At 50.6% G+C, this 24,574-nt stretch carries 20 protein-coding genes; 16 read left to right on the plus strand and 4 right to left on the minus strand.

All coding sequences use genetic code 11. From position 1 onward, the window contains the following. Window position 1: 1 nt before the first annotated feature. Window positions 2-574 carry an RNA pyrophosphohydrolase gene (locus ACO0LD_RS10755; RefSeq protein ID WP_423006536.1) on the minus strand — a complete coding sequence of 191 codons (573 nt, stop codon included), beginning with the start codon at window positions 572-574 and terminating at the stop codon, window positions 2-4. Window positions 575-798: 224 nt separating this feature from the next. Here ACO0LD_RS10755 and ACO0LD_RS10760 point away from each other — a divergent pair, with 224 nt between their 5' ends. From ACO0LD_RS10760 to ACO0LD_RS10775, 4 genes are all read left to right on the plus strand, one after another. Then, the gene (locus tag ACO0LD_RS10760; protein ID WP_423006538.1) at window positions 799-2,535 is read left to right on the plus strand and encodes a proline--tRNA ligase; all 1,737 of its coding nucleotides are present in this window, start codon (window positions 799-801) and stop codon (window positions 2,533-2,535) included. A 95-nt stretch (window positions 2,536-2,630) separates the two neighbouring features. Then, complete coding sequence (locus ACO0LD_RS10765; protein ID WP_423006540.1) at window positions 2,631-3,257, plus strand: lytic transglycosylase domain-containing protein; 627 nt, start codon at window positions 2,631-2,633, stop codon at window positions 3,255-3,257. 152 nt (window positions 3,258-3,409) lie between these two features. After that, entirely contained in the window at window positions 3,410-4,105 is a 696-nt protein-coding gene (locus ACO0LD_RS10770) for a hypothetical protein (protein WP_423006542.1), read from the plus strand. A 15-nt stretch (window positions 4,106-4,120) separates the two neighbouring features. Then, window positions 4,121-4,789, plus strand: coding sequence for a hypothetical protein (locus tag ACO0LD_RS10775; RefSeq protein WP_423006544.1), 669 nt, complete (start codon window positions 4,121-4,123; stop codon window positions 4,787-4,789). Window positions 4,790-4,896: 107 nt separating this feature from the next. Here ACO0LD_RS10775 and ACO0LD_RS10780 read toward each other — a convergent pair whose 3' ends face one another. The 3 genes from ACO0LD_RS10780 to ffh form a co-directional block, all read right to left on the minus strand. Then, window positions 4,897-5,688, minus strand: coding sequence for a PDZ domain-containing protein (locus ACO0LD_RS10780; protein ID WP_423006545.1), 792 nt, complete (start codon window positions 5,686-5,688; stop codon window positions 4,897-4,899). 391 nt (window positions 5,689-6,079) lie between these two features. Continuing rightward, window positions 6,080-6,499 carry an SWIB/MDM2 domain-containing protein gene (locus ACO0LD_RS10785; protein WP_422949537.1) on the minus strand — a complete coding sequence of 140 codons (420 nt, stop codon included), beginning with the start codon at window positions 6,497-6,499 and terminating at the stop codon, window positions 6,080-6,082. Window positions 6,500-6,798: 299 nt separating this feature from the next. Next, window positions 6,799-8,166 carry a signal recognition particle protein gene (gene ffh, locus ACO0LD_RS10790; protein WP_423006547.1) on the minus strand — a complete coding sequence of 456 codons (1,368 nt, stop codon included), beginning with the start codon at window positions 8,164-8,166 and terminating at the stop codon, window positions 6,799-6,801. 424 nt (window positions 8,167-8,590) lie between these two features. Here ffh and ACO0LD_RS10795 point away from each other — a divergent pair, with 424 nt between their 5' ends. The 12 genes from ACO0LD_RS10795 (at window position 8,591) to ACO0LD_RS10850 (ending at window position 24,480) form a co-directional block, all read left to right on the plus strand. Continuing rightward, window positions 8,591-9,739, plus strand: coding sequence for an ABC transporter substrate-binding protein (locus tag ACO0LD_RS10795; protein ID WP_423006549.1), 1,149 nt, complete (start codon window positions 8,591-8,593; stop codon window positions 9,737-9,739). 190 nt (window positions 9,740-9,929) lie between these two features. After that, a complete protein-coding gene (locus tag ACO0LD_RS10800; RefSeq protein ID WP_423006551.1) occupies window positions 9,930-10,901 on the plus strand; it encodes an ABC transporter substrate-binding protein in 972 nt (323 codons plus the stop codon). Window positions 10,902-11,015: 114 nt separating this feature from the next. After that, the gene (locus tag ACO0LD_RS10805) at window positions 11,016-11,813 is read left to right on the plus strand and encodes an ABC transporter permease (protein ID WP_423006954.1); all 798 of its coding nucleotides are present in this window, start codon (window positions 11,016-11,018) and stop codon (window positions 11,811-11,813) included. A gap of 1 nt (window position 11,814) precedes the next feature. Next, complete coding sequence (locus tag ACO0LD_RS10810) at window positions 11,815-12,612, plus strand: ABC transporter ATP-binding protein (RefSeq protein ID WP_423006553.1); 798 nt, start codon at window positions 11,815-11,817, stop codon at window positions 12,610-12,612. Between the two features lie 58 nt (window positions 12,613-12,670). Then, window positions 12,671-13,129 carry a cache domain-containing protein gene (locus ACO0LD_RS10815; RefSeq protein WP_423006555.1) on the plus strand — a complete coding sequence of 153 codons (459 nt, stop codon included), beginning with the start codon at window positions 12,671-12,673 and terminating at the stop codon, window positions 13,127-13,129. Between the two features lie 6 nt (window positions 13,130-13,135). Beyond that, window positions 13,136-14,965, plus strand: a complete 1,830-nt coding sequence (locus tag ACO0LD_RS10820) for a sensor histidine kinase (protein WP_423006557.1) — start codon at window positions 13,136-13,138, stop codon at window positions 14,963-14,965. A gap of 44 nt (window positions 14,966-15,009) precedes the next feature. Next, a complete protein-coding gene (locus ACO0LD_RS10825) occupies window positions 15,010-16,368 on the plus strand; it encodes a sigma-54-dependent transcriptional regulator (protein ID WP_423006956.1) in 1,359 nt (452 codons plus the stop codon). A gap of 92 nt (window positions 16,369-16,460) precedes the next feature. Then, the gene (locus ACO0LD_RS10830; protein WP_423006559.1) at window positions 16,461-17,270 is read left to right on the plus strand and encodes a cytochrome C assembly family protein; all 810 of its coding nucleotides are present in this window, start codon (window positions 16,461-16,463) and stop codon (window positions 17,268-17,270) included. After that, entirely contained in the window at window positions 17,267-17,542 is a 276-nt protein-coding gene (locus ACO0LD_RS10835; protein ID WP_423006561.1) for a PP0621 family protein, read from the plus strand. Before ACO0LD_RS10830 ends, ACO0LD_RS10835 begins: the two co-directional genes overlap by 4 nt. Further along, complete coding sequence (locus ACO0LD_RS10840; protein WP_423006563.1) at window positions 17,539-19,329, plus strand: two-component system sensor histidine kinase NtrB; 1,791 nt, start codon at window positions 17,539-17,541, stop codon at window positions 19,327-19,329. The genes ACO0LD_RS10835 and ACO0LD_RS10840 overlap by 4 nt, the downstream gene beginning before the upstream one ends. After that, the gene (locus tag ACO0LD_RS10845) at window positions 19,326-20,780 is read left to right on the plus strand and encodes a sigma-54-dependent transcriptional regulator (RefSeq protein ID WP_423006565.1); all 1,455 of its coding nucleotides are present in this window, start codon (window positions 19,326-19,328) and stop codon (window positions 20,778-20,780) included. The genes ACO0LD_RS10840 and ACO0LD_RS10845 overlap by 4 nt, the downstream gene beginning before the upstream one ends. A gap of 844 nt (window positions 20,781-21,624) precedes the next feature. Then, window positions 21,625-24,480 (plus strand): ribonucleoside-diphosphate reductase subunit alpha, encoded by a 2,856-nt coding sequence (locus tag ACO0LD_RS10850; RefSeq protein WP_423006958.1) that lies wholly within the window; start codon window positions 21,625-21,627, stop codon window positions 24,478-24,480. Window positions 24,481-24,574 lie beyond the last annotated feature (94 nt).

The raw sequence follows: 24,574 nt of genomic DNA on the forward strand, positions 1-24,574 counted from the left end.
ATTATTTGGATTCTTCCGGCTCGGTTTTACTGCAATCCTGATTTTTTGGTGTTTGTTGCTGATTACGCAAATAACGGCTGCGATTGGAGTTGGGATGCTCGGTGCGGTGCACATAACGCGACAATTCCTGCAAGGCCAATTGATAGACGCCGCGCTTGAATTCAATCACCACGTCCAGTGGTACCCAATAGTCATGCCAGCGCCATGCATCAAATTCAGGATGGGTGCTGGCCCGCAAATTGACATCGCAATCACGGCCTATCATGCGCAACAGAAACCAGATCTGTTTTTGCCCGCGATAATGCCCGCGGATTTCACGCTTGATAAAATGATCCGGCACTTCATAGCGCAGCCAGTCACGGGTACGTCCTATGACTTTGACATGCTCAGGCAGTAAGCCGGTTTCTTCTTCGAGTTCCCGGTACATTGCCTGCTCCGGTGACTCACCATATTTAATGCCACCTTGCGGGAATTGCCAGGAGTGCTCGCGCACACGCTTTCCCCACCAGACTTCATTGTTGGCGTTTAGCAAAATTATGCCAACGTTAGGGCGGAAGCCTTCACGATCCAGCATGTTCAACCTCAAAACTTTCTGTGGCTAAACGGCTTGCTCCTGCAATAGATAGCGTAGAGAGCGTTTGTTTCGTCGCAAAATACCGCGTTTTTCGACGGACAGCCCCCTTGGAGGCGAACAAATCGCAGTTTCCTTCATCAAATGTGCAAAGAGTGGGCGCATTAGCCAGCTAATCCTTTAAAATTGAGTTGATTATAACCCTCCATTTAAAAAGAATCACTGTCATGCGTGCTACACGATTTTTTATTTCTACACAGAAAGAAGCTCCTGCCGATGCCGAGATCGTCAGCCATAAACTGATGATGCGTGCGGGCATGATTAAACGCCTCGGTTCCGGCATCTACAACTACATGCCCATGGGCTTGCGCATCATCCGCAAAGTAGAGAATATTGTTCGTGAAGAAATGGATCGCGCCGGTGCGATAGAAATGCTGATGCCCGTCGTGCAACCTGCAGAACTGTGGCAAGAAACTGGCCGCTGGGACAAAATGGGGCCAGAACTCATGCGCGTGAAAGACCGCCATGGCCGTGATTACATCATCCAGCCTACTTCTGAAGAAGCGATTACTGACGTCGTCCGTACAGAAATCCGCTCCTACCGCCAGTTGCCTGTGAATTTTTATCACATCCAGACCAAGTTCCGTGACGAGCGCCGCCCACGTTTTGGTCTCATGCGTGGCCGTGAATTCACCATGAAAGATGCCTATTCCTTTGACCGTGATGTTGAAGGCATGCAAAAGTCTTATGAAATCATGTACGACGCCTACACCCGCATCTTCCAGCGTTTTGGCCTGGAATTCCGTGCGGTAGCTGCTGACAATGGTGCTATCGGCGGTTCTGGCTCCCATGAATTCCACGTCATTGCCGACACTGGTGAAGACGCGCTGGTGTATTGCCCTACCTCCGATTACGCCGCCAATATGGAAGCGGCAGAGGCCTTGCCTACACAAACCAGCCGCCCAGCTGCCGCTGCTGCACTGACCAAGACTGCCACGCCTGGTAAAGCCAAGTGTGAAGATGTCGCACAATTGCTCAATATCCCGCTGGAAACCACGGTCAAGTCCATCGTGCTCGCGGTTGATGCTGAAAAAGACAGTGGCAAGGCAGCGCAAATCTGGCTGCTGCTATTGCGTGGCGACCATGAACTCAATGAAGTCAAGGCAGGCAAAATAGCCGGCATGGCCAACTACCGCTTTGCTACCGAGGCTGAAATTGTCGAGCATTTTGGCACCAAACCAGGCTACCTCGGCCCTATCGGCACACAAAAGCCAGTCAATATCGTGGCTGACAGGACTGTCGCCAATATGGCGGACTTTGTCTGTGGCGCGAATGAAGCTGACTTCCATTTCACTGGTGCCAACTGGGGCCGTGATTTGCCTGAGCCAGCAGTTGCTGATTTGCGTAATGTCGTCGCTGGTGATCCATCACCAGATGGCAAAGGTGTACTGGCCATCCAGCGCGGTATTGAAGTTGGTCATGTATTCCAGCTCGGCACCCGCTATTCCGACGACATGAAAGCCACCTTCCTTGATGTGAATGGCAAGCCACAATTGCTGCAAATGGGTTGTTACGGTATAGGCGTCACCCGCATCCTGGGCGCAGCGATAGAACAGAATTTCGACGACAAGGGCATCATCTGGCCAACCTCGATTGCACCGTTTGAAGTCGTCATCTGTCCTATGGGCATGGACCGCAGTGAAGCCGTCAGGACTGAGGCTGAATCACTGTACGACGCTTTGCTGGCAGTTGGCGTTGACGTGATACTGGATGACCGCGGCGAGCGCCCTGGTGCCATGTTTGCTGACTGGGAACTGATAGGCGTGCCGCACCGCGTCGTCATCGGTGACCGTGGCCTGAAAGAAGGCAAGCTTGAATATCTGGGCCGTCGCGATACTGAAGCCAGCAATGTGCCTGTGGCCGAGATGCTGGCCTTTATCCAGGCCAAGATGGCAGGTAAATAAGTAGCAGGATGAAGTATTTTTTCTTGCGCTTTTGCGTCTGGTGCAAAGGAAGATGTAGCGGTAGCAGCAAGCTTGATTTGCAAGCTATGCAGGCCATGCAAGTTATATGGGGACGATGGAAAAAATCCATCCTCCATCTGGCGATCTGCCTCTTGGCTTTTTCAGCATTACCGGCGCAAGCCGGTAACCAAAAAGAAGAAGCCATGGCAGATTCAGTGCGTCTTGCGCTAGCTAAAGCTGTTTCTGATTCCACCCCACCCAAACCTAGCTTTGCCACGATAGAAGAACGTATCAGATACATCAACTGGCAGGGCGAGATGGCATCGCGCCTGAAGCGGCGCATCCCCGATTTGCAGACCCGCAAGGAATTGCTGGATGCTATCTGGTATGAGTCAAAGCGCGCGGGTCTGGATGTCGCCATGGTGATGGGTTTGATACAGGTAGAGTCTGCCTTTCGCAAATATGCGACTTCTGTCGTTGGTGCGCGTGGCTATATGCAGGTCATGCCATTCTGGTCGCGCGTGATTGGCGACGGCGATGCGAAAAAGCTGTTCCAGATGCAAACCAATCTGCGTTACGGCTGCTCGATTTTGCGCCTGTACATCGATATGGAAAAGGGTGATCTTTACCTGGCCCTGGGGCGTTACAACGGTAGCCGTGGCCGTCCTGAATACCCTAAAGCAGTGCTGTCCAACTGGAAAAACTGGGAATTCACCAGTTGATTCATTTGCTGAGTAAAATCTGCATTTCTCTTCAGGTAGCAATTGACGCTACTCCTGGTCTTGTAAAATAGTCCTTTGAAGAAATGACGGGTCAAGTATGACCGGGCATTCCAGAATGCCCGGTCATACTCAGGATTACACCAAGACCAAACATGCAGGCACTCTTTTATCAAGAAGAATTTGGCAGTACAGACTGGCGCAAGTTATTGCGTTCTCGCTGGCAATTGCTGCTTGCGGTACTGTTTGCCCATCTCTTGTTAATCTTATTATGGCCCAGCATCGTCAGGCATAAAAATGAAGTGAGCACGCCACTGGCTTTTGTGGTGCGTATGCTGGAAGCACCTGTACAGCGCAAGCCAGAACAGACGGCGCCCGTGGTCAAACCAGCGATATCCCCCAGTCAATTGCCGGCGTCAAATAAACCCCGCAATCCGGTCGTGCCAACCAGCCCCGCTACGCCGGTTAACAATGATGCAGGTACAGGTATCACTGTCGCACCTGTCCCTGCAGCGAATACAGAAGCCAGCACACCGACATTAATTGGCGATAGCCCCGTCGTGATCCAGCGCGACATCAGCAAAGTCATCAAACAGGTAGAGCGTGAAATGCCAAACCGCATCCTGAGCGATATCAAGCCAGAAAAATCATCCATGGTGCAATTTGGTATCAATGTCGCCGCCGCTGCGCGTCCGCGTGGCACCAGCTATCAGAACTTCACCATGTCAGATGGCACCGCCATGACCAAGGTGACGACACCAGGTGGTACGTATTGTGTGATCGGTGCAAAACCGGGAGCAGATATCACCAGGGCACCCAGCATACGGACTGTCAGTTGCGGTAGTTATTGAGGCGAGGGCAGGCTCATGCTGGCAGCTCCTTACCAACCCTCTCTTCAACGTAATGAGTTGCAGATACTGCTTGGTGTACTCCTGTTACACGCTGGCTTGTATCTGTTGTGGCCGCAGTTGAACGCGCTGCATAAGGACGAGCTAACGCAGGCAAATAGCGGCAGCCTGATTTTTTTGAAGCAGCCTGAGCAAGTGAAACTGCCAGATACTTCACCAGCCAGGCAGGATGTGACCAAGTCATTCCGTCCAGGCAGGACCGTGACAAGCCCGCGGCAAGATTCTGCTGCCGATGATCGGGCAAAGCCTGTTAGCGACCAGCGGCTGTCGATGCCGCCAGTGGAAAAAGAGTCTGCAAGTCCTGAAGCTGACCGGTCTGTTGTTGGCAAGTCGGTTAACCGTGATACTCGGGATATTTTCAATGGCCTGAAAAAAGATTTTCAGTACCGTGATCAGGTCAGTGCCAAAGCTGCACCTGCAGCCATGGAGAAATTTGGCGCTGCGGTCCAATCATCATCAACCGTCATGCGTGAAAGCTACAAGCATGAAGTACATATACTTGGTGACGGGCGGCCAGTCTCGAAAGTGATTACCCCATTTGGCACCTATTGCATCTTGCATCGTAAACCCGGTGAGATCATTGGGAATGAGCTGCGTACTGTACCTGTGACCTGTGGTAATTTGTAAGCGGGGAAACTTGAGGAATAGTCTGGTATTCCTGCTGAGAAGAAGTGACCCCAGGCGCTTGCACGTCTGAGGTATGCTTTCAATTTGTGAAATGCGCCTGCAAGTACTTAGACTGGGACCAGATTAATATCGATGAGGCGCTCAGTTCCATTTCGTATGATTTTCAGTGTGAACTTGCCCTGAGGTGGGGAAGCTACCTGCAAAAGTTCTTGGACATGTTTGCTGTTGATGACTGTGGCGCCATTGATTTCGATGATGACATCGCCCGGTAAAACATTCGCGATGAAAGCAGGCGATTCTTCGTGCACGATGTCAATGATAACCCCGGTGTTGCGTTCCAGGTTTTTCCTGAGCTCAGGTGTCAAGTCCAGCGTGGTCACACCCACACGCAGTTTTCTTGTCGATTTGACGAAATAAACGGCGGCCTGGTTATAGCGTTGCTGTTCTGTCGTCAAAGGGACCACAGTCGTACCGTAGGTAGTGCTGGTACCTGAGTAATTGGCGCTGCCCCCGGTGCCATTGACCGTACCTGATGAGTAGGTGGTTTTGTTATTGGGCAAGAAAAGCGGTGTCGTAATCGTTCTTGTACCGGCAAACTTGGATGAAAAGAGCACCATGACAGCGCCGTTTTGCTGCGCCTGTTCAATCATGCCGCGCTCAGATTCCCTTTCTCCGTTGAAGGAGGACTGACCTATCACGATATAGCCTTTGGAGCGGGCTATTCTGACATCCCTCGCCAGATCGTCTGATGCAAAAATTTTTGGTTTATCATTTGGTGACAGCGTCTGTACATCCGGCAGTGTCTTCGCGTCTGCATAAGATTTATAGAATTTCTGGTAACCGCTGGCACAGCCGGACAGGATAAAAGCAAGGGTGAGAATGAGGATGCGACACTGCATAAGGAGCTCCATTATTATTGAGGACATCTGTCGCGACAACATGCGAGCCGGGTAATGAGCACAGCAGCCTGTAAAATCAGCCCCGGAGCTGGTCTGGTGTTTCAGGCTGGGGCGTTTATCTTTTTTTTGTTCGCAAGAAGCATCGCAGAGTAAAAGATTTTATCAATTAATCTTTACGCTGACCATACGGCATCAATGGATATTTAGAGGTGAGACTTCAATGATCAGTCAAGGATCAGATGTAGATGTCACGGATTTTTCAGCCTTGACGTGCACCAGGAATCTGTAAAAACAAAAATGCCCGCGCGATGCGGGCATTTTTGTTTGGGAGGGGACTGACTGCTTCCCTTTGAGTTTCCCAAAGCAACTGCGGCAATCCCTTCCTGAAAAATCAGGACAGATGACCGGAAATGAGTTTAGTCATTTCAAACATGGACACTTGTTTCTTGCCATCGAAAACGGCTTTCAACTTGTCATCCGCGTTGATGTTGCGTTTGTTTGCTTCATCTTGCAGTTTGTGTTTCTTGATGTATTCCCATACTTTTTTAGTGACTTCAGTACGAGGAATTGCTGCTGCACCGATGACTGCTGCCAGAACTGGGGAGATAGTCATAGGTTTCATGAACGCTGCATTTGGCTTGCGTGCTGCTGCTGGCTTGGCTGCTGCGGCTTTTTTAGGAGCTGCTGCTTTTGCTGCAGGTTTCGCTGCTGCAGCCTTTGGAGCTGCTGCTTTTGCTGCCGGTTTAGCTGCTGGTTTAGCCGCTGGTTTGGCTGCCGGTTTTGCTGCTGGTTTTTTTGGTGCTGTTGCCATAAATAGCCTCCTTCACAAATTTCGTGGACGGAGCTTTGATCGTTTTGAAAAGCTCCTGCATTGCGTCACTTCACGCATCGCTAATAGTGGTGCGGTTTTTACAGGGATGCAAGTGTTTTTTGCGGGTTTTTACTGAAAAAGTGCAGGAATTTGCCTGTCGTTGGATTTCCGCATAAAAAAATGCCGGATTAGCGCCATTTTGGCTGCTATCCGGCATTTTTCCATAGAGGGAAATGCGAAGCGAAATACTGAGAAAAATTCAGCGAAACTCAACTAAATTTAAGGCAGTCAGGCAAAACTCAACGCTTGCCCGGCATCATTCCCTTCATGCCGCGCAACATCTTCATCATGCCGCCGCCGCGCAATTTCTTCATCATGGACTGCATTTGCTCAAACTGGGCCAGCATGCGGTTGACTTCCTGTATCTGCACGCCAGCACCTGTGGCGATACGGCGTTTGCGCGAAGCCTTGATCAATTCTGGCTTGGATCTTTCTTGTGGAGTCATGGAATTAATCATGCCTTCCATGCGGCGCACCTGTTTTTCAGCCTGATCCATATTGGCACCACTGGCTGCCTGTTGCATCTGCGCTGGCAACTTGTCCATCAGGTTCGATAGGCCACCCATATTCTTCATCTGCGAAATTTGCATCTTGAAGTCATTCAAGTCGAATTTGCCGCCATCCTTGATCTTGTGCGCCAGATCCTGTGCGGCAGCCACGTCCATGCCTTTTTGGGCCGATTCGACCAGCGCCAGGATGTCACCCATGCCCAGGATACGGTTGGCCATGCGGGTAGCATCGAAAGATTCCAGACCATCCAGTTTTTCAGCAACGCCAACAAACTTGATCGGTTTGCCTGTTATATAACGCACCGACAGGGCTGCACCACCGCGTGCATCACCGTCCAGCTTGGTCAGCACCACGCCCGTCAAAGGCAGTGCATCATTAAAGGCCTTGGCGGTATTGACGGCATCCTGACCCAGCATGGCATCGACCACGAACAGGGTTTCTATCGGCTTGACAGCAGCGTGGACGGCTGCAATCTCTTGCATCATCGCTTCATTGATACCCAGGCGACCAGCAGTATCGATGATCAGCACATCGTGATAATGCTTTTTGGCGTAATCAAGCGCAGCCAGCGCGATATCGACTGGTTTGTCGGTAGGCAAGGACGGGAAAAAGTCTGCACCAACCTGTGCCGTCACCGTTTGCAACTGACCTATCGCTGCCGGACGATAAACGTCGGCAGAAACGGTTAATACCTTTTTCTTTTTTTGTTCACGCAGATACTTGGCCAGCTTACCGACGGTGGTGGTTTTACCTGCACCCTGCAAACCTGCCATCAGGATGATCGCTGGCGGCTGGCAGTTAAAACTCAGTTGTGAAGCCTCTTCGCCCAGGTCAGCCCCCATCAGGGCGGCCAGCTCTTTCTGTACCACACCGACCAGGGCCTGACCAGGAGTCAGGGAAGAAATCACTTCCTCACCCATGGCTTTTTCTTTGACGCGGGCGATCAGTTCACGTACTGCAGGAAGGGCAACGTCAGCCTCCAGCAAGGCCATGCGCACTTCACGCAACATCTCAGCGGTATTGGATTCAGTCAGGCGGGCTTCGCCGCGCATGGTCTTGACGACTTTGGCTAGGCGCTGGGTTAGGTTATCGAGCATGTTGGCTTAGGGGATATTAAGAAAAAATCAATAGGGCGGTGCTCACTGCTGCCTGTCACAGGCGATAGTAGCAACTTAGTAGCAACTCAGTGGCAACAACAGCAGGCATTTTACCTGAACCCGTGACAGAGTCCGGCATTTCACCTAATGTACAGAGTAGATGTGGGCAAAATTCTGAAAATCCAGAATAATTTCAAATTGCCGTGCGGATTTTCGGACGCATGAGGGATAGTACTGATATATTTTGCTCAAAAAATCGGTTAAAAACGGGGTGCGGGTCTTCATTCATGCTTGGTATGAAGTCTGCTAATAAGAGCGCTATCACAGAGCTTGCTACAAAATTAAGATGAGTGGACATTCTGCAATGTCAGTCTGATTTTGTCGCCTGTTCAAAAAATAGACGCTCAATAATCTGGAGACAATCATGAAACGACTTCATCGTGCTTGGCGCTTGCCACGCATACTTACCCTGTGCACCCTGATTGCTTCGTCTGGCTATAGCCTGGCAGAGGAAGGTGTCACTGACAATAGCATACTGATAGGACAAACTGTAGGGCTGACCGGGCAGATAGCCGGGCCAGTCAAAGAAATGAATGCTGGCGCTGCGGCTTATTTCAACCAGATCAATAAGAATGGTGGCGTGTATGGCCGAAAGATAGAACTGCACATCATTGATGACAAGTTTGATCCTGCCATCGCCGCCACCAATGCCGAAACACTGATCAAGAAAGACCATGTCTTTGCCTTGTTCCAGTCTCGTGGCACGCCGCATACCCAGGCCATCCTGCCTATCCTGGCCTCCAGCAAAGTTCCCCTGATTGCCCCGAGTACTGGTGCTGCCGTATTTCACAGCCCAGTCAACCGCTATGTATTTAATGTCAGGGCCAAATATCAGGATGAAGTTAAAAAAGCCGTGGAACAGTTTTCCACGATAGGCTTGAAAGACATTGCTATTGTGCATGTCGATGATAGTTTTGGTGGTGATGGTCTGGCCGGTTTTACCAGCGCGATGGACAGCTTTAAATTGAAGCCTTCTCTGGTCAGTAAATATGACAGGGCGAAGCCAGACGTGCCCAAGGCCATTGATGAAGTTGTCAAATCGCCAGCCAAGGCGCTGATCATCGTAGGTTCTGCCACCACGGTGTCAGAAATTATTCGTGGCTTGCGTACCAAAGGCAGCAGCATACAAATCATGACCTTGTCGAATAATGCTTCGCAATCCTTCATTGACTCGCTGGGGCCGGTAGCGACCGGCATCATGGTGTCGCAGATCATGCCGGCACCGCATCTGGTATCAAGTACCCTGGGGCAGGAGTTCAAGACCATTGCCAAAGAAAATGGTGTCGCACCTTCGTATGCAGCGATGGAGGGCTTTGTTTCTGCCAAACTATTAGTAGAAGGTTTGAAGCGGGCTGGCAAGGGTCTCACGCGCGAAGGCCTGATCCGTGCACTGGAATCCATGCACAAGGTGGATTTGGGCGGCATCACTGTGACTTATAGTGAGCGAGCCCATGGTGGTAGCGAATTTGTCGATTTGACGATGATAGGCCGGGACGGTAAGTTTTTGCGCTAGTACATATCAACAAGTTAGTGCGAAAACACAGAATGCGCGGCAGGCATAATCCGGTTTTTCGCATCAAGTCTGCTGAATCCTGAATAGAAACCTGAATGAAATCAGTTGTTTACTAAAATCCTGATGCTGGCACAATACCTGCTAATCAGTACGTGTAGGAAAAAATCAAATCAAAACTCAGGAGACAAAGATGTTCAAAAAGATTTTGCTTGCCACTCTCATTACTTCAGGATTATTTGCCAGCGTAGCCCAGGCCCAGGATGTGGTCAGATTGGGTAATCTGAAATTCGCCCACTATGGCGCGGTCTCTTACATCAAAGAAATCGCACCTAAATGTGGTATCAAAGTAGAAGAACGGGTGTTCGCCAAAGGCCTGGACGCCATGCAGGCGGTTATCGCCGGTGAGCTTGATGTTGGAGCAGTCTCTTCCGAAGCCGTGATTTCTGCGCGTGCCAGCGGCACACCGATTTATCTGGTGGCCGGTTTTGCCAAAGGTGGTGCACGCCTGGTTGGACGTACCGACCTGGGCATGAAGACAGTCAAGGATTTGAAAGGCAAGAAAGTCGGTGTTACCCGTGGCGGTATCCAGGACATCTTGTTGGCAGCGGAACTGTCACAACACGGCCTGACTTATTCTGACCAGCCGGGTAAGGATGTGCAAATCATTTACCTCGGTTTCCCTGACCTGAACCAGGCTTTGCTGGGCAAGAATATTGATGCCATCATGCAGTCCGAGCCTTACTCTTCCCAGGCTATCAGCAAGGGTTTTGGTAATGAAATCATCAAACCTTACGATACACCTATAGGTGAACCAGTTCGCACCATGGTCATGACCGAGAAGTTCTATAAAGAGCGTCGTCCGGTCGCAGAAAAATTCATGCGCTGCTTTGTTGAAGCTACCAAGACCTTTATCGACAACAAGGAACTGGCAGAAAAATATGTGCGCGAAAACATGTTCAAAGGCCAGGTCAGCCATGAAGATTTTGTTAATGCCATAGAAAACTCGCCTTATACCTATGACGTAACTGCAGAGCATATACAGATCACCACTGATCTGATGCAAAAATACGGTGTAGGCAAAATGGCCAAGCCGCCAATTGCCAAGGATTGGGTTAAAACCGATCTTCTGGAACAAGCCAAGAAGAGCCTGAACATAAAATAAGCATCAAATAAGTCTTTAGCTTGAGCAAAGGGTGAGTCTGCTTCTTTGAGCAATATCTGCTCACCCAGCTCCTCAATTCTTGAAGGAAAAATCATGAAATTTAAATGGCGTGAAATGGGCGCGGGGCTGATTGTGCCCGTAATTCTGATCGCAATCTGGCATGTGGTGACCACCATGGGGTGGGTCAATGCCCAGGTTTTACCGACACCGCTGGCAGTAGTAAAAAAATGGATAGAGTATGCTTCTCCCTATGAAGCAAGGGATGCTGCAACCACGAGTTGGCTGGCCTGGGCATTCTCTGGTGAGTTGATACGCGACACCATGGGTAGTATGTATCGCGTGCTGGTCGGCTTTGTCGTCGGTGCGGGTCTGGCCTTGCCGCTTGGTCTGGCGATGGGGTCGAGTCAAAGAATGTATGCGTGGATGAATCCACTGCTTCAGGTATTGCGTCCAATACCGCCCATTGCCTACATTCCTTTGTCGATACTTTGGTTTGGTCTTGGTAACCCACCTGCCATCTTCCTGATTGCGATCGGTGCCTTTTTTCCGGTACTCATGAACACGATTGCCGGTGTCCGCCATGTGGATGGTATTTATATCAGGGCAGCCCGCAATCTGGGGGCTAGCCAAACCACTATGTTTGTACGGGTCATGCTGCCTGCCGCCGTGCCTTATATTTTGTCGGGTGTGCGCATTGGTATCGGTACTGCTTTTATCGTGGTCATCGTTTCCGAAATGATTGCTGTGAATAATGGCCTGGGTTTCCGTATTCTGGAAGCACGTGAGTATTTTTGGTCTGACAAGATTATTGCCGGCATGATCAGTATAGGCATGCTGGGCCTGGCAATTGATCTGGCGATGAACAAATTAAATAACTATTTGCTGCGTTGGCACCGTGGATTGGAGAACTGAGATGAACCCTACTCATATCAAAATTGAAGGCGTAAATAAAATCTTCAAGACGGCTGACAAAGAAGTCGTGGCATTGCGTGACATCAATCTGGAAATACCGGAAGGTCAGTTTGTCTGCCTGCTTGGACCATCGGGCTGCGGCAAGTCGACCTTGCTCAATGCAGTTGCAGGGTTTTCTTTGCCGACTTCCGGTAGTATCACCGCGCATGATCAGAAGGTCAGTGCCCCCGGCCCGGACCGTGGCATGGTGTTTCAGGAATATGCACTTTTCCCCTGGATGACGGTAGAGCAGAACATCGCTTTTGGACTGGAAATCAAGGGCATGGCCAAGACAGAGATACAGCAACGGGTTGCCAGCTTATTGGGTATGCTGGGTTTGAGTGACTTTAAAGCGCGCTTTCCCAAGGATTTGTCTGGTGGTATGCGTCAGCGCGTTGCAATTGCCCGTGTATTGGCGCTGGATTCGCCTATCATGTTAATGGATGAACCCTTCGGTGCGTTGGACGCACTGACCCGTCGCAACTTGCAGGATGAGTTGCTGCGCATCTGGTCAGAACTGAAGAAAACCATCATCTTCGTTACCCATAGTATAGAAGAGGCAATTTATCTGGCTGACCGTATCGTTGTCATGACTTACCGGCCAGGTACCGTTAAAAAGGATTTGATCGTTGAATTGCCACGTTCGCGTGATCCTTCTGATCCCGGCTTCAATGCCTTGAAACGTGAGTTGGGTCAGTTGGTCATGGAAGAACAGCAAAGACATCATAATGATGAACTGAAGATGGCAGCAGTAGATTGAGCAGTACGTAGAAATTAGTAGTCCGGACGCGCCCATAAAAATCATAAGGAGAGACATCATGCTGAAATTCGCACGAATTGTAGTAGCGGGATTGGTTTTCTTGTTGGGCGCGTCCAGTCACGCGCAAAGTGCCCATGGCACGGCACCCGAGGCCGTCGCCATGGTGCAAAAAGTGATTGCCAGTATCAAGTCGAATGGCAGGGACAAGACTTTTGCTGATGTCAATAATCTGCAGGGACCTTTCCGCGACCGCGACCTGTATGTCACCATCAATGATATGAATGGCAAGAACCTGGCTCATGGTGCGAATGCCAAGATGCAGGGCAAGGACCTGATGGATTTGAAAGACGCTGATGGCAAACTGTTTGTGCGTGAGCGCATGGAGCTTGCCAAAACCAAGGGCAAGGGTTGGCAAGATTATAAATTTGTCAATCCTGTCTCCAAGCAGATAGAGCAAAAATCCATGTACTTTGAAAAGTATGAAGACATTGTTATCAACTGCGGTATTTATAAGTAAGCGCTTGTGACAGCGCCGCGCACTGGCAGTGTCCGCAGGCGGCGCCTGATCTTTATCTGCGTGGCGGTGGCGAGCATTGCGCTGGTGGTCGCCAGCTATTTTGTGGCCGTCACCATCGCCAGGGACAATAGCCGGCAGGCTGGTGACAGGCAGTTACAGATCATTGCCCTCGATATTGAATCTGTACTTGAGCGTTATGAAACCCTGCCTTTCGCTATTTCTTATCTGCCCTCGACCGCCGAGGTCTTACTGAACAAGCAAGATGCCGGTCTGACACAGGCACTGAACCTGAGTTTGCAAGAGTTGGCTGAACAGGCCAAAGTGGCCGCCATCTACCTCATGGATGTGCAAGGCAATACCATCGCCGCCAGTAACTGGAATACCGAGCAAAGTTATCTGGGGCAAAATTTTGCCTTCAGACCCTATTTTTCTGAAGCCTTGAAGCAGGTCAAGCCTGGCCATTTCTATGCGATAGGCAATACCACGAATATTCCCGGTTATTTTATTTCCCAACCAGTCTATCCGCCCGGCAGCAAGCGTGGCAGCCAGGCTCCGATAGGCGTGATCGCCGTCAAGATTATCCTCAACGAGTTTGAGCAAGCCTGGGGCAGTAGTGAAGAACCTATCGCGCTCAGTGACAGGCATGGTGTGGTGTTCTTGAGTAACCGCGCTTCCTGGAAATATCATAGCCTGCAAAACCTGTCGCCAGCAGTGCAACAAGATTTGAAAGCCACTTTGCAATATGGTGGCAAGCATATAGATGCAATTACGCAATTGCCGCTGGCAGAAAAAAAGGGTTATGACGAATATCTGCAAAGGCCGATAGGACGTCTGAATTGGCAGTTAATGTTATTCCCCGATCAGGGAAAAGTCATGCGTGCGGGTTTGCAATCTGCCTTGGTGGTTGCTTTGATACTGGGCATAGCCCTGGCCTTTGCTGCTGTGTTTGACCAACGCCGCCGCAGACTGGAAGAGGGGCGGCTGGCACAACGTGCGCTCAAGAAAGCGGCGGATGAACTGGAATTGCATATCGCTGAGCGCACCCGGCAATTGACGCAGGCGAACTCAGAACTTGAAAGCCGCTACCTGACACTCAAGCAGACTGAAACCCTGCTGCGCTCAACCCAGAATGAAATGGTGCAGGCCGGCAAATTGGCCATGCTGGGCCAGATGGCCACCGGCATCACCCATGAATTGAACCAGCCACTGACAGCAATACGCGCCTTTGCCGATAACGCCATCACCTTCATGAATCGCGGCAAGGCTGAGCAGGCTTTAGCTAACCTGGAACATATCAGCCATGCCAGTGAACGCATGGGCAGCATCATTGCACAGCTCAAGGGTTTTGCCAGGAAAAGCCCGAACGCGATTGCCGAAGTTGATGTGCAGATGGCTATCCAGTCTGCTGTCAGCTTGTTGCGCAGCGAGACCGACAGACGCGGGGTCATCTTGCGTGTGCATATTGCCGAAGCTGCCAAGGTGCTGGGCGACACCGTCAGGATAGAACAAGTCCTGATCAACCTGATACGCAATGCTCTGGATGCGGTAGAAAATAGCCCTGTCAAGGCAGTGGATGTCAGACTTGGTCGTGAACAAGGTATGGCAAGAATCAGTATTGCCGACAGTGGCACTGGCATCCCTGAGCATGTGGCCGGTCATTTGTTTGAACCATTTTTTACCACCAAGGAAATTGGCCATGGCCTGGGTCTGGGGCTGGCGATTTCTTCTTCCATCGTGCAGGCCATGAATGGCAGCCTGCTGGCAGATAACCGTCCGGATGGCGGCGCTGAATTCACAGTTTGCATTCCGCTGGCTGATCAGGCTAAGACAGACTGAAGCAAACGACTGTATACATAGTGTAAGGAAACAGTATGAATCAAATGCTCGCTATATTAATAGAGGATGAGCAGGCAGTGCGCCTGGCAACGACCCAGACGCTGGAACTCGGTGGTTTTGAAGTGCAGGCCTGCGCCAGTGCTGAACTGGCCGATGCTTATATCAAGGACGGCTATGCTGGCATTATCGTCACCGATGTGCGCTTGCCTGGCAAGTCTGGTCTGGACGTGCTGGAAAAAGTACGCAGCATTGATGCAGAGCTGCCCGTCATTATCATCACCGGTCATGGCGATGTCAGTATGGCAGTGGAAGCCATGCGCCACGGCGCTTATGATTTCCTGGAAAAACCTTTCGCGGCAGAACGCTTGCTCGATGCTTGCCTGCGTGCCCAGGAAAAGCGGCGGCTGGTCATGGAAAACCGCAAGCTTAAATTATCCTGGCTAAATCATTCAGCAACGCCAGACTTGATAGGCCAAAGTCCGCAGATAGAAAAAGTCAGGAAATTCATACAAAGCATAGGCCCTACCCAGGTCGATGTATTGATCAATGGCGCGACCGGTTCCGGCAAGGAAGTGGTAGCACGGCAATTGCATCTGGCCAGTGGTTGTAAAGGCGAATTCGTTGCCATCAATTGCGGTGCCTTGCCAGAGTCTGTATTCGAGAGCGAGATTTTTGGTCATGAAGCTGGCGCCTTTACCAGTGCGCAGAAACGCCGCATAGGCAAGCTGGAGTATGCACACGGTGGCACAGTATTTCTTGATGAAATTGAAAGTATGCCTCTGAACCTGCAAATCAAATTGCTCAGGGTCTTGCAAGAACGTACTCTGGAAAGACTGGGTGGCAATCAATCCATCGCGCTGGATTGCCGCATCATCGCAGCAACAAAAATGGATTTGCTCAAGCTCAGCGCGCAAGGGCAATTCCGCGAAGATTTGTATTATCGCCTCAGTGTCATCACCATGCATTTACCCAGACTCAATGAGCGGCGTGAGGATATCCCTTTATTGCTTTCGTATTTTGTGCAGAGGGCAGCGCTGCGTTATCAAAAACAGGTGCCAGTCTTGTCTTCCTCACAAATGCAATTGTGGATGCAGGCTGACTGGCAGGGCAATGTGCGTGAGCTGCGCAATTTTGCAGATCAACTGGTGCTGGGGGTGGCGGAGTTTGCTGAGCGGCCTGCTCTGGATGACGATCAAGCCCGGCAAGCCCAATCAACTGCTACCTCCAGTTTGCCTGAAAAACTGGATGTGTATGAAGCCAGCCTGATCCAGCTTGCCCTGGAAAAAAATGCCAACAATGTTGCCGCAGCAGCGGAATCACTGGGGATACCCAAGAAAACCCTGTACGACAAGATCAAAAAATATCAAAAAACTTTGATCCCGGTCAATCCGCCAGGGAGTTAGGGTAGGTATCAGGTAGGGATATAGCAGGCATTGTGGAAACTGCTGAACACGCATAATCCGACTTTTCAGGCGACATGGTGTAAACTTGTGCCATGCAAATCTATCTATCATTTCTTGCCGCCGCTTTATATATATTGAGCATAGTCCTTCCGGGAAGGCTGCTGACACTGTCTAATGTGGTTGGCGCACTGGCCTGGCTGACGCATGGCGCGGCTTTGTGGCTGACCATTTTTCCGGATCACGCGCTCAGGGTAGGCTTTGCTGTCATGTTGTCCGCTGCGCTATGGGTCTCGGTCTTTGTGTGCTGGCTGGAAAACCGCAATGCCGCGCTCGACGGCTTGCGCCTCTTGCTCATGCCTAATGCTGCCGTGATGGCGATGTTGCCGAGCTTCTTTCCCGGTAGCCTGATTGCTTTGGCTGGCAAGACTGCCATGTTTCCATGGCATGTGGTGATTGCCATGTTGGCCTATAGCACGCTGACGATAGCGGCTTTTCATGCCGTCGTCATGACAGTGCAAGACAAGCATTTGCATCAATTGCGTGCTGCTCAAAAAGTGGAATGGCTCAATGTCCTGATAGACAGGCTGCCAGCCTTGCTGACCATGGAAAAGATACTGTTTCGTTTTGTGCTGCTTGGTTTTGTCTTATTGACACTGACTGTCTTGTCGGGTGTGATATTTTCAGAACAGGTATTGGGCGTGGCCTTCAAATGGGATCACAAGACCATACTGTCACTCTTGTCCTGGCTCTTGTTTGCCATCTTGCTGGCTGGGCGCTACTGGCGCGGTTGGCGCGGTAAAACCGTATTGAGCTTTACCCTGTCAGGTTTTGTTACCTTGTTACTGGCTTATGTCGGTAGCCGCTTCGTGCTGGAAGTCTTGTTGCACAGGAGCCTGTCATGAGAATCCTGTTCTGGCTCGGACTAGTGGTACTGATAGTCCTGGCCCTGAAAAAGAAAATGCAGCCGCCTAGTGCTGGTACCAGTAATGGCAGTCCTGACATGCCCGGGCATCCGGAAAGCCCGGCAAGTCCGCAAAATTCTGGTACACGAAATGCAGCACCTGCCGAGACCATGGTGTGCTGCGCGCATTGCCAGATTTATTTGCCGGCATCTGAAGCAGTACAGTGCGGCGAGCGAGTGTACTGCAGTCAAGAACATGCTGATCTTGCATGAGCCTGCCTTTTGACACGCCATTGATGCTTGAATACCGTTCAGAGGCGTCGGAGCCATCTCATTCTTTCTGGCGTTCATTGCAAACGCTGAATGCCTCGCGCATTGTGGTGGCGGCCAGTTTGCTGATCTTGTTGAGTTTGCGCAGTGGTAAAGATATCTGGACCAGTGAACCTCTGTTCGGGCGTGATATAGGTCTGGCTTATTTATCGGTAGCTATTGGCTTTGTGGTGCTCAAGCAACTGTACCCGCGCCGGTTCATGTGGCAACTAACGACCCAGATACTGCTGGACATCATCATCATCTCCACCATGTATCTGGCGAGTGGTGGCAGCAAGAGCGGCTTGGGTATCCTGTATTTGTTTCCGCTGGCAGGTGCGGCGATACTGAGTCCGCTGCTCTGGTCTTTCTTTTTTACTTCCATCGTCGTCCTGTTTTTATTGGGAGAGAGTGTCTATCATTATCTGCAACAAGCAGATGCTGCTCCCTTTTCACAGTCGGGTTTATATGGCGCCGCCTATTTTGCAGTGGTGTCTGTAGTCAACCGGCTGGCGCATAATCTGATCAATCAGGAACAGTTGGCGGTACAGCGCGGCAACGCACTCGCTATACAGCAAGCCATCAATCAACTGGTGATTGCTGACATGGGCGATGGCATCCTGGTGCTGGACCAAAATGGTTGTATGTTTGAAATCAATCCGGCAGCAGCGCGCATGTTGGGAGGCAATCTCAGCAAAGAAATGATAGGCACAGAGTTGGGTAGCATTGCCGCTTTGCGCCCGATTGTAGAAGTGTTGAATAATATGCAGGCGCGTCCCAGTTTGAATGACCGTCGTAAAGAAGAAGAAATTTCCTTCGTTTCCATACGATGTTATCTCGACGACCCCAAGCCTGAACTGGGGGAGATGGCGGCAGATACTGCTACCAGGGAACGTTCTGAACGCGAACGCCCGCATTTCGTGACCCATCTGAAGCTACGCTTTGTCGCAATCAAAGGCGTTAATACGGGTGGTTTCAAAGAGCGTAATGGCAGCTATACCATCATCTTCATGCAAGATGTCTCGGATATAGAAAATCAGGCGCAGCAACTGAAGCTGGCGTCCATGGGACGCCTGACTGCCAGTATCGCTCATGAAGTGCGTAATCCCTTGTCTTCGATTTCTTATGCAGCCTCACTATTGAATGAAGATCTGAGTCATCCCGGCCAGGAAAATAAGCAAGCTCAACGCTTGCTGAAGATCGTTGATGACAATGTGTCACGTTTGAATCAGCTGATTGAAGATATTCTGAAGCTCTCACGCAAGGCACAGTCGGATGTGGAGCCTTATCTGGTCATGGACCAGATTACAGAAATGGTCAGGGATTTTGTAGAAACCCGCAATTTGCCAACTGATTTTATAGCAGTCGTGAGGGACAAGAACTTTCTGGTGAATTTTGATCCCAGCCATTTGCGAGAAGTGGTGTTGAATCTTTTGTCAAATGCGATACGCTATGCCAGCGGGCAAGCGGGTAGTATCAGGCTGTTTGCCTATATTAATAGTAGTGGCCGGCAAGAGTTGCATATACAAGATGACGGACCAGCGATTCCTTACGAAGTCAGGTCCCATTTGTTTGAACCGTTTTACACTACATCACGTATGGGCACTGGCCTTGGCTTGTACATGGCAAGGGAACTGTGTTTGAATAACCATGCTTTGCTTGATTATGAATATCGCGTTGAAGAAACCGAAGAAGGCAAGAGCGAGCCCAGCGGGCGTTTTGTAATTAATTTTTCTGGATATAGTGCATGAGTATGATAGAAGCTGCGACCTGTCCCCGTATCCTGGTAGTGGATGATGAGGCGCATCTGCGCGAATTGCTGGAAATTACACTCATCAAAATGGGGCTGGATGTAGACAGTGCAGAAACACTGGCATTGGCCCGCACTCATCTGAGCAAGCGCAGTTATGCTTTGGTGTTGACGGATATGCGCCTGCCTGATGGGTCGGGCATGGAACTGGTGCAGGAAGTAAATGCTCTCTATAAGAACACGCCTATTGCTGTGATCACTGCTTTCGGCAGCGCTGACAATGCAGTGGTTGCCTTGAAGGCTGGCGCTTTCGATTATGTCTCCAAACCTGTTGCGCTTGACCAATTGCGCAAGTTGGTCAGGTCAGCTCTGCAAACCAATGAAGTTCAAAAAGTACAACTGGCAACACCAGAAAAGCTGAGCATTCCTGCCAGTTCTTTCATGATAGGCCTGTCGCAAGGCATGCAAGAGGTGAGGGCGCAGGTCAGTCGCCTGGCACGCAGCATGGCACCCGTCATCATCACTGGTGAATCTGGTAGCGGCAAAGAATTGGCTGCGCGGGAAATACATACCAGCAGTGCCAGAGCCGACAAACCCTTTATCGCCGTCAATTGCGGTGCAATTCCCGAGACCTTGATGGAAGCTGAATTTTTTGGCTACAGAAAAGGCGCATTTACTGGTGCTGCTGATGACAGGGAAGGGTTTTTCCAGGCCGCCAATGGTGGCACCCTGATGCTCGATGAAGTGGCCGATCTGCCTTTGCCCATGCAAGTCAAGTTATTGCGTGCCATCCAGGAAAGACGGGTGCGCAAAGTGGGGGCTACGGTAGAAGAGGCGGTGGACGTACGTATTATCAGTGCGACCCACCAGAATCTGGCCATCTGTGTAGAAGAAGGTCGCTTCCGGCAAGATTTGTATTACCGCCTGAATGTTATCGAATTGCACTTGCCACCTTTGCGTGAACGGCTGGAGGATATCGTTGAGCTGTCCAGCAATATCCTGAAGAAACTGACTGGCAATGATATTAATATGTCGGTCGAGGCAATCGATGCTCTGATCAGTTATGACTTCCCTGGCAATGTGCGCGAACTGGAGAATATACTGGAGCGTGCCGTTGCATTTGCCAATGATGGCTGCATTGAGGTCACCGACCTGGCTTTGCGCGGCACCAGAAAACTGATTGACTTACCCATGGTGCAGCCAGTTCCTACTGAGGTCGTCAGTAATAACGGACATGTTGCGCCAGTTGCGGCACCTGTTGCCGGGCTGGATGTATTCTCGGCACCGAGTCTGCCTTGCTCACTTCCCGATTATCTGGAAAACGTAGAACGCGAAATGATACGTCGTGCTTTGCATCAGACCCGCAACAACCGCACCCAGGCGGCGGAATTGCTGGGTGTGAGTTTTCGGCAATTGCGTTACCAGATACAAAAATTGAAAATACAGGAATAAATTATTTAGTACTTACGCAAAATCGCCCCGACTGCGTTGCAGCTCCCGCATTTAGCAAGATTCGGTACTAAAGTAATGACTTCGTCGCTGCGCCTTGCGGTAATGATTTTGCGTAAGTCCTATTATTTAGCCTCTTTTTCTTTGGAGGGCGACCCAGGCTGGCAGTGTCTGGGTTTTGCCTGCTTGTGGCAGGGCTGGTCTTAGCCTGAGACCGTAATTATTCCCGCTATTTCAATCTCGGTGATCTCCTCAATCTTCAATCTCATCTATCTCATTGATTTAACTGAGCGCATTCTTCGCACTTTCTTATTTCCTTTTTGCATGCACCCATGATGGACTTGCCAGACCTTGCTCCTAGCATGATTTGTCACGTTAGTGGCCGCTCTCGGCTGGACTTACGCATTTCTGTGCTTTGCGAAAGTCAACACCTCGTACACATATTTACAGAAAAAATAATTCAATTAATTAAATAAAAAGCGGTTGCATATCGCCTGACGCGGCACTAGAATTAGGGCAAATAAAAATTAGCGCACTAGATGTAGTGGTTTTCAGGATTTGTTTGTTTTCTTGCCTTGCTTCAATTTCCCTCATGTTTTGCAATTGAATTTGTGTCTGATGTAAACAAAATAAACCGGATTTGGCGAATTTCGCTACATCCGGCCGTAAGCCTTGCCGCACCTTACTTGCTTAACTGCCTAGTCGCTTCACTGTTTAACCCCATGCCCGGCAAAGTCGTCGCACTTTAACTTTGCTGGCAAAAAATAACACCGCATCCGGAGGATCAATGCACTCTTCTATTGAAACATCTACTACGTCCAAGCCAGAACTTGGATCGGTTTTGAATATGGCAGCAACACCTGCCACTAACAACCACAGCAGTTATAGCGAATACCGCATCATTCGCCGTAATGGTTCAGTGGTTGGTTTCGAGCCGTCCAAGATCGCCATCGCCATGACCAAGGCGTTTCTGGCAGTGAATGGTGGGCATGGCGCAGAATCTGCCCGCGTTCGTGAACTGGTAGAGCAACTGACGGCCAGCGTGGTGGCAGCCTTGCTGCGTCGCCAGCCTGCCGGTGGTACTTTCCATATAGAAGATGTGCAAGACCAGGTTGAGCTGGCGCTGATGCGCTCAGGCGAACATGATGTCGCCCGTTCTTATGTCTTGTACCGCGCCAAACGCATGGAAGAGCGCCGCCGCGTCAATGATGCGCCTGGCCATGCTGAAGCCGTTGCACCACAATTGCACGTCATCGTTGATGGCCAGTCCCGTCCATTGGACGTGGCAGAAGTGCGCAAGATGATCGCCGCTGCCTGCCTCGGTTTGGACAAGCTGGCTGATCCAGATGCAATCCTGGCTGAGACTTTGAAAAACCTGTACGACGGCGTACCGGTAGAAGAATTGTATAAATCCGCCATCCTGGCTGCCCGCGCGCTGATGGAAAAAGAACCGGCCTACAGCCAGGTCACGGCACGTTTGCTATTGCATACAGTCCGTAAAGAAGTGTTCGGCAAAGAAGTGGCGCAACAAGATGCGGCTGCAGAATATCTCGATTACTTCCCGAGATTCATCAAGAAAGGTATAGAAGCAGATTTGCTGGATGCCAAACTGGGTCAGTTTGATTTGAAAAAACTGGCGAATGCCCTGGTCGCTGACCGCGATCTGCAATTTGGTTATATCGGCCTGCAAACTTTGTATGACCGTTACTTCCTGCACGTGCGCGGTACCCGCATAGAAATGCCTCAGGCTTTCTACATGCGTGTTGCCATGGGTTTGTCCCTGAATGAAATCGATCGCGAAACCCGCGCCATAGAATTTTACAATCTGCTGTCCAGCTTTGACTTCATGAGCTCGACGCCGACCCTGTTCAATTCCGGCACACAACGTTCACAACTGTCTTCATGCTACCTGACCACGGTTGCCGATGACCTCGATGGTATCTACGAAGCCATCAAGGAAAATGCCTTGCTGGCGAAATATGCCGGTGGCCTGGGTAACGACTGGACACCAGTACGCTCGCTTGGCGCGCATATCAAAGGCACCAATGGTAAATCCCAGGGTGTCGTACCTTTCCTGAAAGTCGTCAACGATACGGCAGTGGCTGTTAACCAGGGCGGTAAACGCAAAGGCGCAGTGTGCGCCTACCTGGAAACCTGGCACATGGATATCGAAGAATTCCTCGACCTGCGCAAGAACACCGGCGATGACCGCCGCCGTACGCATGACATGAATACCTCGAACTGGATTCCTGACCTGTTCATGAAACGTGTCATGGAAAAAGGTGACTGGACCTTGTTCTCTCCATCCGATGTGCCAGACTTGCATGATAAATTCGGTAAGGCTTTCGAACAGGCTTATGTCGCTTATGAAGCAAAAGCAGCCAATGGCGAACTGACGCTGTCGAAAAAAATCCCGGCGCTGGATTTGTGGCGCAAGATGCTGTCCATGCTGTTTGAAACTGGTCATCCATGGATCACCTTCAAAGATCCTTGCAATATTCGCTCACCACAGCAGCATGTCGGCGTGGTCCACAGCTCCAACTTGTGTACAGAAATTACCCTGAACACCAACGACAGTGAGATCGCAGTATGTAATCTGGGTTCGGTCAACATGCCTGCTCACATGAAAGACGGCAAGCTGGATCACATTAAATTACAAAAAACTGTGCGTACAGCGATGCGCATGCTGGATAACGTCATCGACATCAACTACTATGCAGTGAAGAAGGCACGCGATTCCAATTTGCGTCACCGTCCTGTCGGTATGGGTATCATGGGTTTCCAGGATTGCCTGCACATGATGCGCATCCCTTATGCATCGATGGATGCCGTACAGTTCGCTGATACTTCCATGGAAGCCGTCTGCTATTACGCTTATTGGGCATCGACAGAACTGGCTGAAGAACGTGGTCGTTACAGTTCTTATCCTGGCTCTTTGTGGGACCGTGGCATCCTGCCGCAAGATTCCCTGAAGATGCTGGCCGAAGAACGCGGCGGTTATCTGGAAGCAGATTTCTCGGAAACCATGGACTGGTACCCACTGCGTGACCGCATCAAGAAATTTGGCATGCGCAATTCCAATTGCGTGGCGATTGCGCCGACTGCAACAATTTCTAACATTATTGGTGTGGCAGCTTGTATAGAACCGACTTACCAGAACCTGTACGTGAAGTCGAATTTGTCCGGTGAATTTACCGAGATCAATGAACACCTGGTGCGCGATCTGAAAGACCGCGGCATGTGGGATGAAGTCATGATCTCTGACTTGAAATACTTTGACGGCAGCCTGGCCCGCATTGACCGTATCCCGGAAGATCTGCGTGCCCTGTATGCAACAGCATTTGAAATCAGCCCATCCTGGCTGGTCGAGGCAGCTGCGCGTCGTCAAAAATGGATAGATCAGGCGCAGTCCCTGAACATCTATATGGCAGGCGCATCCGGCAAAAAACTGGATGAGACTTATAAACTGGCTTGGTTGCGTGGTTTGAAAACTACTTACTACCTGCGTACTATTGGTGCAACGCACACTGAAAAATCCACCAGCAAAACCGGCGCATTGAATGCGGTAGGGGTAGATGGCAACGGCGGTGGTTATGGCGCAGCATCTGCTGGCATCACCGCAGCAGCCCAGGAAACTGATGGCCCGGCCTGCATGTTGCGTCCAGGCGATGCCGGTTTTGAAGAGTGCGAAGCTTGCCAATAAGTGTCGATTAAGTGTCGAATAGGTGCCGAATAAGTGTCGTCAAGTTTCATGACAATGCGCAAGCCCTGACCGTTGCGGGAAGAAGCCTGGCTTC

This window comes from Undibacterium sp. Ji83W (genome assembly GCF_049340385.1).
In the GTDB taxonomy this organism is placed as follows: Bacteria; Pseudomonadota; Gammaproteobacteria; order Burkholderiales; family Burkholderiaceae_D; genus Undibacterium.